Source organism: Propioniciclava sp. MC1595 (assembly GCF_017569205.1).
Lineage (GTDB): Bacteria > Actinomycetota > Actinomycetes > Propionibacteriales > Propionibacteriaceae > Propioniciclava.
Genome location: NZ_CP071870.1, coordinates 1,492,747 through 1,504,853 on the forward strand (window position 1 = coordinate 1,492,747; position 12,107 = coordinate 1,504,853).

Annotated in this window: 13 protein-coding genes; 8 read left to right on the plus strand and 5 right to left on the minus strand. The window is 71.6% G+C overall.

The window, feature by feature from the left end; all coding sequences use genetic code 11:
• Positions 1–23: 23 nt before the first annotated feature.
• From J4N02_RS07075 to J4N02_RS07085, 3 genes are read right to left on the minus strand one after another with little or no spacing between them, the layout of a single operon-like run.
• The gene (locus J4N02_RS07075; RefSeq protein WP_188333417.1) at positions 24–713 is read right to left on the minus strand and encodes an exonuclease domain-containing protein; all 690 of its coding nucleotides are present in this window, start codon (positions 711–713) and stop codon (positions 24–26) included.
• Between the two features lies 1 nt (position 714).
• Positions 715–2,571 carry a putative nucleotidyltransferase substrate binding domain-containing protein gene (locus J4N02_RS07080; RefSeq protein WP_188333416.1) on the minus strand — a complete coding sequence of 619 codons (1,857 nt, stop codon included), beginning with the start codon at positions 2,569–2,571 and terminating at the stop codon, positions 715–717.
• Positions 2,572–2,598: 27 nt separating this feature from the next.
• The gene (locus tag J4N02_RS07085) at positions 2,599–3,498 is read right to left on the minus strand and encodes a glucose-1-phosphate adenylyltransferase family protein (RefSeq protein WP_208091168.1); all 900 of its coding nucleotides are present in this window, start codon (positions 3,496–3,498) and stop codon (positions 2,599–2,601) included.
• Positions 3,499–3,625: 127 nt separating this feature from the next.
• Between J4N02_RS07085 and J4N02_RS07090 the strand changes: the two genes are divergently transcribed.
• From J4N02_RS07090 to J4N02_RS07100, 3 genes are read left to right on the plus strand one after another with little or no spacing between them, the layout of a single operon-like run.
• Positions 3,626–5,278 (plus strand): CTP synthase, encoded by a 1,653-nt coding sequence (locus tag J4N02_RS07090; RefSeq protein WP_243760896.1) that lies wholly within the window; start codon positions 3,626–3,628, stop codon positions 5,276–5,278.
• A 4-nt stretch (positions 5,279–5,282) separates the two neighbouring features.
• The gene (locus J4N02_RS07095) at positions 5,283–5,987 is read left to right on the plus strand and encodes an NUDIX domain-containing protein (protein WP_188333414.1); all 705 of its coding nucleotides are present in this window, start codon (positions 5,283–5,285) and stop codon (positions 5,985–5,987) included.
• A complete protein-coding gene (locus J4N02_RS07100) occupies positions 5,984–6,916 on the plus strand; it encodes a site-specific tyrosine recombinase XerD (RefSeq protein WP_208091169.1) in 933 nt (310 codons plus the stop codon). The genes J4N02_RS07095 and J4N02_RS07100 overlap by 4 nt, the downstream gene beginning before the upstream one ends.
• On the opposite strand, the gene J4N02_RS07105 is transcribed toward J4N02_RS07100, so the two are convergent.
• Positions 6,891–7,802, minus strand: a complete 912-nt coding sequence (locus tag J4N02_RS07105) for an endonuclease domain-containing protein (protein WP_188333412.1) — start codon at positions 7,800–7,802, stop codon at positions 6,891–6,893. The two genes, J4N02_RS07100 and J4N02_RS07105, sit on opposite strands and share 26 nt — an antisense overlap.
• Before the next feature lie 153 nt (positions 7,803–7,955).
• Positions 7,956–8,432, minus strand: coding sequence for a MarR family winged helix-turn-helix transcriptional regulator (locus J4N02_RS07110; RefSeq protein ID WP_182814864.1), 477 nt, complete (start codon positions 8,430–8,432; stop codon positions 7,956–7,958).
• Positions 8,433–8,564: 132 nt separating this feature from the next.
• On the opposite strand from J4N02_RS07110, the gene J4N02_RS07115 reads away from it, so the two are divergent.
• Genes J4N02_RS07115 through J4N02_RS07135 form a run of 5 tightly spaced genes read left to right on the plus strand, consistent with a single transcriptional unit; the run spans position 8,565 to position 12,106 of the window.
• A complete protein-coding gene (locus J4N02_RS07115) occupies positions 8,565–9,458 on the plus strand; it encodes a ParA family protein (RefSeq protein WP_309224261.1) in 894 nt (297 codons plus the stop codon).
• Positions 9,443–9,817 carry a hypothetical protein gene (locus J4N02_RS07120; RefSeq protein WP_188333411.1) on the plus strand — a complete coding sequence of 125 codons (375 nt, stop codon included), beginning with the start codon at positions 9,443–9,445 and terminating at the stop codon, positions 9,815–9,817. Before J4N02_RS07115 ends, J4N02_RS07120 begins: the two co-directional genes overlap by 16 nt.
• Complete coding sequence (locus tag J4N02_RS07125; protein WP_188333410.1) at positions 9,814–10,635, plus strand: ScpA family protein; 822 nt, start codon at positions 9,814–9,816, stop codon at positions 10,633–10,635. Before J4N02_RS07120 ends, J4N02_RS07125 begins: the two co-directional genes overlap by 4 nt.
• On the plus strand, positions 10,632–11,366 hold the full coding sequence (scpB, locus tag J4N02_RS07130; protein WP_208091170.1) for an SMC-Scp complex subunit ScpB: 735 nt from the start codon (positions 10,632–10,634) through the stop codon (positions 11,364–11,366). The genes J4N02_RS07125 and scpB overlap by 4 nt, the downstream gene beginning before the upstream one ends.
• Positions 11,366–12,106 carry a pseudouridine synthase gene (locus tag J4N02_RS07135; RefSeq protein WP_188333409.1) on the plus strand — a complete coding sequence of 247 codons (741 nt, stop codon included), beginning with the start codon at positions 11,366–11,368 and terminating at the stop codon, positions 12,104–12,106. Before scpB ends, J4N02_RS07135 begins: the two co-directional genes overlap by 1 nt.
• Position 12,107: the final 1 nt, after the last annotated feature.

Genomic DNA, 12,107 nt, shown 5'->3' on the forward strand with positions numbered 1-12,107 from the left:
GACGCCCCGCGCGACCGCCCTCGTCAGGCCGACTTCAGCGTCTTCAGGGTCTGCGCCTTGACCGCCGCGTTCTCCGCGACCTGGGCGAGGTACAGCTCGGCGGTCGCGACGGCGTCGGTCAGCGCGTTGTGGGCCTTGTAGACCGGCAGCCCGTAGCGGGTGCGGGCGTTCCACAGGCGCAGCTGGCCGGCCAGCGACTCGTCGTCGAAGCCGCGGTTGACCAGGCGGTCCTGCAGCACGAGCGTGTCGACGACGGGCACGACCAGCGGCGCGCCGTAGAGCCGTTCGCACAACAGCGACAGGAACTCGGTCTCGATCTTGGCGAAGTGCGCCAGCATGGCCCGCCCGGACAGGGCGGCCAGGGTGTCGGCGACGGCGTCCTCGACCGGGGTGCCGGAGGCGATCTGGTCGTCGGTGATGCCGTGGAACACCGCCGACTGGCCGACCTCGGTGGTCACCTTGAGCACCCGGTGGGCCGCCCCGCCGAGCGCGATCGTGTCGCCGTCCACCGGCACGAAGCCGATGCTCAGCACCTGGTCGCGGGTGGCGTCCAGCCCGGTGGTCTCGAAGTCGAGGCTGAGCAGCCGCAACGCGGACGCCGGCGTCTCGTCACCCGGGAACCCGGCCGCGTAGAAGTCGGCCAGGGCCCCGGTCGCCCGGGATGCGGCCTTGTCGCGGCGCTTGGCCAGCGACGGGGAGAAGGGCCACGCCATGTCAGCTCGTCACGTCGGTGCGGTAGAGGTAGGCCAGCGTCCCCTGCGTCTTGCGGATGATCGCGAACGCCTCCTTCAGGTGCCGGCGCTCGAACGAGCTCAGGCTGGCCGGGTCGATCAGGTTGTCGGCCTGCTGCCCCTTCTTCATCTGCTTGACCTGGTGCTGCAGGCGCACGTAGCTGATGAACTCGAAGGCGTCGGTCAGGTCGGCGGCCTTCTCCTCCGACAGTGCGTTGGTCGAGGACGCCGCCCGCAGCCGGTCGATCGTGTTCAGCTGGGCGCCGCCCTTGGACAGCGCGGCCAGCCGCGCGATCTGGACGATCGGCGCGATGCCGCCGGACTTGAGGTCGATCTTGCCGCCGGTCTCGTCGGAGGTGACGAAGTCGCGGAAGAGGCCCAGCGGCGGCTCGAACCGCTGCGCCTGCTTGGCGAGGTAGGCCAGGAAGCGGGTGGCCTGCGGCGCCCGCGCGATGACTGAGGTCTGCAGGCGCTCGTACAGCGTGCGGTCGCCGTGCACGGGCCGCATGTCGAAGAAGGTCTGGGCGTTCAGCAGGGCCTCGGGCTCGGGGGCGTTCATCCACTGGGCGAAGTAGCCCCCCCACGTGCGCAGCGGCACCCGCCACTGCGGGTTGGACGCCATCATGTCGCCCGGGCAGAGCGGGAACCCGCAGCGGACCAGGCCGTCCACGACGCGGCGGGCGAGCTCGCCGAACCACTCCAGCTGCTCGGGCGTGACCTCGTCGGAGATCAGCAGCGCGTTGTCCTGGTCGGACTGCATGCCGGACTCGAGGCGTCCCTGCGAACCGAGCGCCACCCAGCAGTAGTGCACGGGCGCGTTGCCGATCTCGGCCTCGGCGAGGAGGATCAGCTTGCGCGTGAGGGCGTCCATGGTTGCGGTGATGACGCGGGCGATGTCGTCGGCCGTGGCGTCCTGCGCGGCGGCCTGGAAGACGACGTTGGGCAGCTTCTTGGCCGACTCGACCACGCCGTCCACGGAGGTCTGCTTGTCGATCTCGCCGACGAGGTAGCTGGGGTTGGCCTGCTCCAGGCGCATGATGTCGCCGGCGGTGACCATGCCGAGCAGTTCGCCGTCCTCGACCACGGGCAGGTGGTGCCAGCCGTGCTGGGTGAGCAGCACCATGACCTCGAACGCGAGGGCGTCGGGGTGGGTGGTGGTCGGGTTGGGGGTCATGATCGAGCTGATCGGGCCGTTGGGGTCGAGCCCGTTGGCGATGACCTTGGAGCGCATGTCGCGGTCGGTGACGATGCCGACCAGCCGCTCGGACTCGGTGACCAGCAGGGCCGAGATGCGCATCTCGGACATCTTCTGCGCCGCCCCGCGGATCGACAGCGTCGGCTCGACCGACACCGGCTTCTTGCGCAGCATCTGCCGCACCCGCGTCCGCAGGATCGCCGAGCCCGACTCGTCCACGCGCACCATCTCGACGCCCGAGCGCATGCGGCCGTCGCGCTGGTCGAGGAAGAACTTGCTGAACGGCTCGGAGACGCCCATGAGGTGCCGGAACACGTCGGAGGGCATGAGCAGGCACAGCGTGTCCTCGACCGCGACCATGCGGAAGCGGCTGGGGGCGCCGGCCCACACCGACGACAGGCCGAACGACTCGCCCGGGTCGGCGGTGTCGGCGAGGACGCCGTGGCTGTCGATGATGTGCACCCCGCCGGAGCGGACGATGTGCAGGTAGTCGTTCTTCTGCCCGACCTCGATCAGCGAGGCGCCGCGCCGGAAGTACTTGGTGACCAGGCGCTTGGGCAGCTCGCGGAGCACGGCCTCGGGCAGCTGGCTGTAGGGGTGGTGGGCCGCCAGGAAGTCCCTGACCTCGGCGAGTTCGACATCCATGACCGAATCGTTCCGGGTCGGGCGCCGTCAGTCCAGCACGTCAGGCCCGATCGGTGATCGTGCCGTCGGGGCCGATGAGCGTGACGCGGTCCTCCGAGCCGCGGCGGGTGCCCCCGACCACGCGGGCGCCGGTCGCCACGACGCAGCGCACGAGTTCGACGCCGGGGCCGATGTGGGCGCCGTGCAGCACGACGCTGTCGACCACCAGTAGCCGTCGAGGCGGTGCTCGACCACGAGGCGGGTCGAGACGAGGTGGGGCAGGAGGTCCTCGCCGTAGTCGCCGAGCCCGCCGGTCTTGCCACCGAGCTCGTCGAGGGCGTCCAGCAGGGTCTGGGCCCGGTAGAGGAACACCTCGGCGGCGACGAGGTTGCCCTGCGGCTCGTCGGGCTTGTAGTCGAAGTCGGTGACGCGCCCGGATTCGTCGACCTGCACCACCGAGAAGGAGCTCGGGTCCTCGTCGACCCGGGTGGTGACGACGGTCAGGTCGGCGTCCGACGTCGTGTGCGTGGTGAGCACCTCGAGGAAGTCGAGCGTGTAGACGTGGTCGGCACTCAGCACCAGGACGTGGTCGGCGCCGAACGACCGGATGCGCTCGCGGTGGCGCCACAGGGTGTCGGAGTTGCCCTGCGCCATGCCCTCGCCGGTGGCCCCCTCGAACGGCGCGAGGACCTGCAGACCGCCGTGGAGGCGGTCGAGGTCCCACGGCCGGCCCTGCGCGAGGTGCTCGTTGAGGGAGTGGGGCAGGTATTGCTCGGCGATCCACACGTCGGACAGGTGCGAGTGCGCCAGGTTCGACAGGGCGATGTCGATCAGCCGGTACGGGCCGGCGAACGGCAGGGCCGGCTTGACGGTGTCGTCGGTGAGCGAGCCCAGCCGCGACCCCTTGCCGCCGGCCAGCACGATGGCGAGGGTACGGGGGATGCGCATGGATGGGGTCCTTTCGAGCGTCGCCCCTTGTGGGGAGGCCCAGCGTAGCCGCCCCGCCACCCCTGTAACGCAGTTGGAACACGCGGTGGTGTCGCGCGGTCCTCGACGCGACTTATGCTGGAGGCCCGTGGGAGAACCGAACCAGACCAAGCACATCTTCGTGACCGGGGGCGTCGCCTCCTCGCTCGGGAAGGGCCTGACGGCGTCCAGCCTCGGCTCCTTGCTCGTGGCCCGCGGCCTTCGCGTGACGATGCAGAAACTCGACCCGTACCTCAACGTCGACCCCGGCACCATGAACCCGTTCCAGCACGGCGAGGTGTTCGTGACCGAGGACGGCGCGGAGACCGATCTCGACATCGGCCACTACGAGCGGTTCCTCGACGTCGACCTGTCCGCCGACGCGAACGTGACCACCGGCAAGGTCTACTCGACCGTCATCGCCAAGGAGCGCCGCGGCGACTACCTCGGCGACACGGTGCAGGTGATCCCGCACATCACGAACCAGATCCGCGACGACATGATGGCGATGACCGGCAAGGGCACCGACGTCGTGATCCACGAGATCGGCGGCACGGTCGGCGACATCGAGTCCCTGCCGTTCCTCGAGGCCGCCCGTCAGGTGCGCCGCGAGGTGGGCCGGGACAACTGCTTCTTCCTGCACGTGTCGCTGGTGCCCTACATCGGGCCCTCCGGCGAGCTCAAGACCAAGCCCACCCAGCACTCGGTGGCCGCGCTGCGCCAGGTCGGCATCACGCCCGACGCGATCGTGGCCCGCTGCATCCGCGACGTGCCGGCGTCCATCAAGCGCAAGATCGCGCTGATGTGCGACGTCGACGAGGAGGCCGTGGTCTCCTGCCCCGACGCGCCGTCGATCTACGAGATCCCCAAGGTGCTGTTCGACGAGGGGCTGGACGCCTACGTGGTGCGTCGCCTCGGGGTGTCGTTCCGCGACGTCAACTGGAAGCGCTGGGACGACCTGCTCGAGCGCGTCCGCCACCCCAAGGAGGAGGTGACGGTCGCCCTGGTCGGCAAGTACGTCGACCTCCCGGACGCCTACCTCTCGGTCTCCGAGGCGCTGCGCGCAGGGGCCTTCGCGAACTGGGCGCGCGCCAACATCCGCTGGGTGGCCTCCGACGACTGCGCCACCCCCGAGGGTGCGGCTGCCCAGCTGGGCGACGTCGACGCGATCGTCGTGCCCGGCGGGTTCGGCATCCGCGGCGTCGAGGGCAAGCTCGGCGCCCTCACCTACGCGCGCGAGAACCAGGTGCCCACCCTGGGCCTGTGCCTGGGCCTGCAGTGCATGGTGATGGAGGCCGCCCGCAACCTGGCCGGCCTGGCCGGGGCGGCGTCCACGGAGTTCGACCCGGGCACCCGCCACCCCGTGATCTCGACCATGGCCGACCAGGAGGCGTTCGTGGAGGGGGCCGGCGACCTGGGCGGCACGATGCGGCTCGGCTCCTACCCGGCGACGCTCGCCGAGGGGTCGGTCGTCGCCGAGGCCTACGGCGCCACCGAGGTCACCGAACGCCACCGCCACCGCTACGAGGTCAACAACGCCTACCGGGCGCAGATCGAGGAGGCGGGCCTGAAGGTCTCGGGCACCTCGCCCGACGGGCGGCTCGTCGAGTTCGTCGAGCTCGACCGCGAGGCCCACCCCTTCTACGTCGCGACCCAGGCCCACCCCGAGCTGAAGTCGCGCCCGACCAAGGCACACCCGCTGTTCGCGGCGTTGCTGGCCGCCGCGGTGGAGCACCGGCGGAGCGGGCGTCTGGTTGACTGACGCCATGGTCGACCTGCGCGTGCTGTCCGGGGACGAGGTGACCGACGAGCCCCTCGGCTGGCCGGTGCGTTCCCACACCCTGCTGGGCGGCGGGCTGGTCTCCGACTTCGTCCGGGACGAGGTCGAGACGCCCGCCGGCGAGGTGATGAGGCGCGACTACCTGCTGCACCCCGGCGCGGTCGGCATCATCGCGCTCGACGACGCCGAGCGCGTGGTCGTGGTGCGCCAGCTGCGGCACCCGGTCGGCTTCCGGCTCGTCGAGCCGCCCGCCGGGCTGATCGACGCGGGGGAGACGTCCTGGGTGGACGCCGCCCGCCGCGAGCTCGCCGAGGAGGTCGAGCTGGCGGCGTCCGACTGGCGGATCCTGGTCGACTACATGACCTCGCCCGGCTGCCTGCAGGAGACGCTGCGGGTCTACCTGGCGCGTGGCCTCACCCCGACCGGACGCCCCGACGGGTTCGTCGTCGAGCACGAGGAGGCCGACATGGAGGTCTGCCTCGTCGCCCTCGACGACCTCGTCGACGCGATCTATGCGGGCCGCATCCAGAACCCGACCATGGTGGTGGGCGCGCTCGCCGCCTACGCCGCGCTGCGCACCGGTCGGGTCGAGTCGCTGCGCCCCGCGGACGCCCCGTGGCCGGCCCGCGCGGTCAAGGAGCAGCGCGACGCGCGGATCCACGCCCTGGGCGGGGAGACCCGGCCGCGTTGAGCTCGCTCGAGCGGGCCGTCGGCGCCTACCTGGACCACCTCGAGGCCGAGGTGGGCGCCTCCGCGCACACGGTCGCCGGCTACCGGCGCGACCTCGCCCGCTACGCGGCCTTCCTCACGGACGCCGGGGTGAGTTCGGTCGGCGACGTGCGGCCCGACCAGGTGCAGGGCTTCGCCGCCTGGCTGCGGGCCGGGGGAGAGGGGCGACCCGCGCTCGCGGCGTCCAGCGTCGCCCGGGCGGTGGCGGCGGTGCGCTCGTTCCACGCGTTCGCGGTGCGCGACGGCGAGGCGGACGCCAACCCCGCGGCCCGCGTCTCCCCGCCCAAGCAGGGCAAGCGGCTGCCGAAGGCGCTGTCGGTCGACCAGGTGCAGGCGCTGCTGAACGTGCCGGACCGGACCACGCCCGTCGGGCTGCGCGACGCCGTGCTGCTGGAACTCCTCTACGGCACCGGAGCGCGCGTCTCGGAGGTGTGCGCGCTCGACGTCGACGACGTGAGCTCGCAGCTGGACGACCCCGACCTGGGGCTGCGCCTGTTCGGCAAGGGTCGCAAGGAGCGGATCGTCCCGCTGGGCTCCTATGCGCGGGCGGCGATCGGCGACTGGCTGGTGCGGGGGCGTCCGACGTTCATCGCCAGGGCGGCCCGGCCGGGGCCCGCGTTGCTGCTGAACGCGCGCGGGGGCCGGCTCAGCCGGCAGTCAGCGTTCAACGTGCTCGCCGAGTGCGCCGAGCGGGCCCAGCTGGGGGTTCCGGTGAGCCCGCACACACTGCGGCACTCGTTCGCCACCCACCTGCTCGACGGCGGGGCCGACGTGCGCGTGGTGCAGGAACTGCTCGGGCACGCGTCGGTGACGACGACCCAGATCTACACGCTGGTGACGGTGGAGCACCTGCGCGAGGTGTTCCTCACCGCGCACCCGCGGGCACGGTAGGGCAGGGGACCCCGAGGGATCGGGCTCGATCCCGGACGATCGCGGTGATCCGGCGGCGCACCTCGGTGGCCTCGTGCTCGAGGAAGCTCGCCGAGAACCGGATGACCCACCAGCCCTGGGCCGCGAGGTCGGAGTCCCGGTCGCGGTCGTACTCGAAGGCCTTCCGGTCACCGTGCCACGCGAAGCCGTCGGCCTCGAAGCCGAGGCGCAGGTCGGGGAGGGCGAAGTCGAGCGGGGTGCGACGCCCGTCGCTGAGGGTGACCCAGAAGTTGGTGGCGTGGGCGAAGGGGAGGGCGCAGGCGCGGTAGTGCTGGTGCAGGTGCCGCTCGGCCTCCGACCAGGGCAGGTCGCGGGAATCGTGCAGCAACGCCCGCCGCAGTCCGTTGCCCGCCCGGCCGCGGGTGAGCTCGAACGCCGCCCAGAGGTCGGGGAGCGTGCAGGCCTTGCGGCGCAGTGCCTCGTCGATGGCGTTGCCGCCCTTGTCGGGGATGAGGTCGAGGACGGACAGGGCCGCGTTCGCCAGGGTGAGCCCGCCGCGGTCGACGACGAGGTCGCGGGGGATGTCACGCTGCTCCCAACGGAACCCCGGGACCGCGACCAGGCTGCCTGGCCGCGTCGCCGACAGGATGTCGGTGGCCAGTTGGGGCCACCACGTCAGGCGGGCGGCGGCAGCACCCGTGATGATGGCGTCGGGGTCGAGGTCCTTCAGGGCTGCGGCCCGGAGCTCCAGGGTGATGGGGGCCGAGGACGGGGCGTAGACGGTGGGCAGCACCTCGACCAGGTCGCCGCGCCGGAGCGCCCGGCGTGCCCAAGCCTGGTCAGCGCGTGACCGGGGGCGCCAGGTTGCGATCCCGGTGCCCTCGAAGGGGCTGGTTCGTGGTCTCACGCCCGAGATCTTGGGCAGGCGGTGTCACGCGCCGGGGTGACATTGTCGCCAACCCGGTTCGATCAGTTGGTTGAAGGATGAACTCACCAGTCGGACTGGGCTTTCCGGCAGGGTCGAAGAATCTGGAACCGGCTGGGCGACGATGTCCCCGCGTCAGCGCGTGGTCATCTTGCCCTCGGGGTCGATGCGGTCGAGGATCGCGTCGCAGATGGCGTCGAGCTGGCCCAGCTGCGCGGGGGAGAGCGCGTCGAGGAAGGACTCGCGCACCTGGGTGACGTGGCCCGGTGCGGCGGCGACGAGGGCGTCGTGGCCGGCGTCGGTCAGGGTGACGTTGGTGGCGCGGCCGTCGAGCGCGCAGGCGCTGCGGGCGACGATGCCGCGCTGCTCGAGGCGGGTGACGACGTGCGACATGCGGGTCAGCGAGCCGTTGGTGCGGGCCGCGAGCGCGGTCATGCGCAGCGTGCGGTCGGGCACCTCCGACAGCATGGCCAGCACCTGGTACTCCATGTGGGTCAGCTGCGCGTCACGGCGCAGCTGCGCGTCGAGCAGGCCGGGGTAGAGCTCGACCACGGCCCGGAACTTCAGCCACGTGTCGATCTCGTCGTCGGTCAGCCAGCGCACGTCATCCATGGCTCCACCGTACCAAATAATTGACACTTCAACCAATGTTGTCGCCAGCGTGCCGGAGTCACTTTGTCGCCTTTTGGGGCGTAGTGTTCGCGTCAGGACGGTTCCACAGCAGGATGAGGGGATACGACGATCGTGAGCCAGAACCCGGCGCTCTTCGAGGATGACACCGACACCACGAGCGACGGCCTGGGCCCGACCGGTCGCCCCTGGCCCGACCTCCCCGAGCCGACGGCCCCGGGCCCCGGCCCGAAGCGCGCCACGATCATCGCGATGACCAACCAGAAGGGCGGCGTCGGCAAGACCACGACGACGATCAACCTGGGCGCCGCGCTGGCCGAGACCGGCCGCAAGGTGCTCCTCGTCGACTTCGACCCCCAGGGTTCGGCCTCGGTCGGCCTGGGCGTGAACCCGCACACCCTCGAGCTCAGCATCTACAACCTGCTGCTGGGCCGCGACGTCGACATCGACGACGTGATCCTCGAGACCAACGTCGACGGGCTCGACCTGCTGCCGGCCAACATCGACCTGTCGGCCGCCGAGCCGCAGCTGGTCTCGGAGGTCGCCCGCGAGCACACGCTGCGCCGGGTGCTGAAGCCGGTCCGCGACCGCTACGACGTCATCATCATCGACTGTGCGCCGAGCCTCGGACTGCTCACCGTCAACGCCCTCACCGCCGCCGACCAGGTGATCATCCCCCTCGAGTGCGAGTTCTTCGCGCTGCGCGGCGTGGCCCTGCTCACCGACACGATCGCGAAGGTGACCGAAAGGATCAACCCCGACCTGGAGGTGCTGGGCATCGTCGGCACGATGTACGACGGCCGCACGCTGCACAGCCGCGAGGTGCTCCAGCGGGCCGTCGAGGCGTTCGGCGACAAGGTGTTCCACACCGTCATCAAGCGCACGGTGAAGTTCCCCGAGACCACGGTGGCTGGCGAGCCGATCACGACCTACGCGTCCTCGAGCCCCGGCGCGGCCGCCTACCGCACCCTGGCCCGGGAGGTGCTCGCCCGATGCCCCGGCGCGTAGGCCTGCCCGGCGCCTCCGAACTGTTCCGGTCCACCGCCGAGGCGCTCGCCGAGAACGCCGCCGTCGCCCGGCCCCTCCCCGACGCCGCCGAGGCCAAGCCCCCGCGCCGGCGCAAGCCCGCGGCGCCCGTCGACGGCACCGTCGAGCACACCGGCCGCGTGCGCCACGACGAGAAGATCACCGTCTACGTGAGCTCCGAGGAACTCCTCGCCCTCGAGCGCCTCCGCCTCGACCTGCGCGCCGAGCACGGCCTGGCCGTCGACCGCGGCCGGATCGTCCGCGCCGCGATCGCCTCGGCGCTGGCCGCCATCGCCGAGCAGGGGGCCGACGCCGACGTCCTCAAGCGGCTCGCCCAGTGACGACCCAGAGCCCCTTCACCCTCCGCCTGGACAACTTCGAGGGGCCCTTCGACCTGCTCCTGCAACTGATCAGCCGCCACAAGCTCGACGTCACCGAGGTGGCCCTCAGCAAGGTCACCGACGAGTTCATCGCGCACATCCGCGCGATGGGCGACGCCTGGGACCTCGACCAGACCTCCTCCTTCGTCGTCGTCGCCGCCACGCTGCTCGACCTCAAGGCCGCCCGCCTCCTGCCCCAGGGCGAGGTCGAGGACGCCGAGGACCTCGCCCTCCTCGAGGCCCGCGACCTGCTCTTCGCCCGCCTGCTGCAGTACCGCGCGTTCAAGGTCGTCTCGGGGATCATCAGCGAGCGCCTCGACCAGCAGTCGCTGCGGCACGCGCGCCCCGGCGGCCTCGAGGACGCCTTCGCCCGCCTCCTGCCCGAGGTCGAGATCACCATCGACGGCGACCAACTCGCGTGGCTGGCCGCCCGCGCCCTGCAGCCCAAGGAGCAACCGACCGTCTCCCTGGCGCACCTGCACGCGCCCGTGGTCAGCGTGCGCGAGCAGGCCGACCTGCTCGTCGACCGGCTGCGCAGGCTCGGCACGTCGACCTTCCGCGGCCTCGTCTCGGACGCCGACGACCGGCTCGTCGTCGTGGCCCGGTTCCTGGCCCTGCTGGAGCTCGCCCGAGAGCGGGCGGTCTCGTTCGAGCAGCTCACCCCGCTGGGCGAGCTCACCATCCGCTGGACCGGCACGGCCGAGGGCGACCTCACGATCTCCGACGAGTTCGACGAGCCCACCCTCCCCGACGAGCAGACCGACGAGAGGCGTCCATGACCGACACCACCATCACCGCCCCGCTGGAGGCGCTGCTGCTCATGGCGACCGAGCCGATGGGCGCCGCCGAGCTGGCCCAGGCCCTCGACGTGCCCACGCCCGTGGTGTGGGAGGCCCTCGAGGAGATGGCCCGGTTCTACGACGAGACCGGCCGCGGCTTCGAGCTGCGCCAGGTCGGCGAGGGCTGGCGGTACTACACCCGGCCCGAGCACCACGAGGTCATCGCGCACTGGGTGCTCGAGGGTCAGCAGTCGCGGCTGTCGCAGGCCGCGCTCGAGACCCTGGCCGTGGTGGCCTACCTGCAGCCGATCTCCCGCAGCCGCGTCGGCTCGATCCGCGGCGTGAACGTCGACGGAGTCATGCGCACGCTGGCCACCCGCGGGTTGATCGAGGAGGCCGGCCACTCCGAGGAGACCGGCGCCATGCTGTGGCGCACCAGCCCGCTGTTCCTGGAGAAGATGGGCTACACCACGCTGGACCAGCTGCCGCCGATCGCGCCGCACCTGCCCGAGGCGTCCCTGCTCGAGGCCGAACTGGCCGGGCTGGCCGAGACGCCCGTGGCGGGGGAAGATGGGCCCATGAGCGAGAACAGCGAGATCCCGACCGCCGAGCAGGCGGCCGAGTGGGCCGAGGCCGAGGCGTCCGAGAGCGCGCAGCCCGACGACGTCGAGATGGCCGCCGACGAGGTGCCCGACCAGGACGAGCTCGACCGCCTCTCCGAGCCCTCCTGATGGGGGCTGAGGAGGAGGGCATCCGCCTGCAGAAGGTGCTCGCGCAGGCGGGCATCGCGTCGCGGCGCGCGGCCGAGATCATGATCGAGGAGGGCCGCATCGAGGTGAACGGCAAGCTCGTCACCGAGCAGGGCCGCCGCGTGGACCCCGAGCGCGACGTGATCCGCGTCGACGGCAGCCGCATCCCGCCGCCGCGCCGGCACATCTACGCGGTGTTGAACAAGCCGCGCGGCGTGGTGTGCACCATGGACGACCCCGAGGGCCGCCCCACCGTCGCCGAGTACCTCGGCCAGCACAGCCGCGAGCGGCTCTTCCACGTGGGCCGCCTCGACACCGACACCGAGGGCATGCTGCTGCTCACCAACGACGGCGACTTCGCCCAGCGGATGATGCACCCCAGCTACGAGCTCACCAAGACCTACGTGGCCGAGGTCGAGGGCTTCGTCCAGAACGCGACGCTGAAGAAGCTGGCCAAGGGCATCAAGCTCGAGGACGGCTGGGTGAAGCCCGACCACGTGAAGCTCGGCATCCGCACCGAGCAGCGCACGATGGTCACGGTCGTGCTGCACGAGGGCCGCAACCGCATCGTGCGCCGCATGTTCGACGCGGTGGGCCACCCGGTCCGCACGCTGGCGCGCACCCAGATCGGCCCGATGCGGATGGGGCAGCTGCGCACCGGCGAGATCCGCGACCTGACGCGCGACGAACTCGGCGCCCTGCTGGACGCCGTCAAGCTCTGAC

Bases quoted from the DNA above. Each gene is read 5' to 3' on its own strand.
- J4N02_RS07075 (WP_188333417.1), bottom strand. From the start codon at position 713: ATGGCGTGGCCCTTCTCCCCGTCGCTGGCCAAGCGCCGCGACAAGGCC.
- J4N02_RS07080 (WP_188333416.1), bottom strand. From the start codon at position 2,571: ATGGATGTCGAACTCGCCGAGGTCAGGGACTTCCTGGCGGCCCACCAC.
- J4N02_RS07085 (WP_208091168.1), bottom strand. From the start codon at position 3,498: ATGCGCATCCCCCGTACCCTCGCCATCGTGCTGGCCGGCGGCAAGGGG.
- J4N02_RS07095 (WP_188333414.1), top strand. From the start codon at position 5,283: ATGGTCGACCTGCGCGTGCTGTCCGGGGACGAGGTGACCGACGAGCCC.
- J4N02_RS07110 (WP_182814864.1), bottom strand. From the start codon at position 8,432: ATGGATGACGTGCGCTGGCTGACCGACGACGAGATCGACACGTGGCTG.
- J4N02_RS07120 (WP_188333411.1), top strand. From the start codon at position 9,443: ATGCCCCGGCGCGTAGGCCTGCCCGGCGCCTCCGAACTGTTCCGGTCC.
- scpB (WP_208091170.1), top strand. From the start codon at position 10,632: ATGACCGACACCACCATCACCGCCCCGCTGGAGGCGCTGCTGCTCATG.
- J4N02_RS07135 (WP_188333409.1), top strand. From the start codon at position 11,366: ATGGGGGCTGAGGAGGAGGGCATCCGCCTGCAGAAGGTGCTCGCGCAG.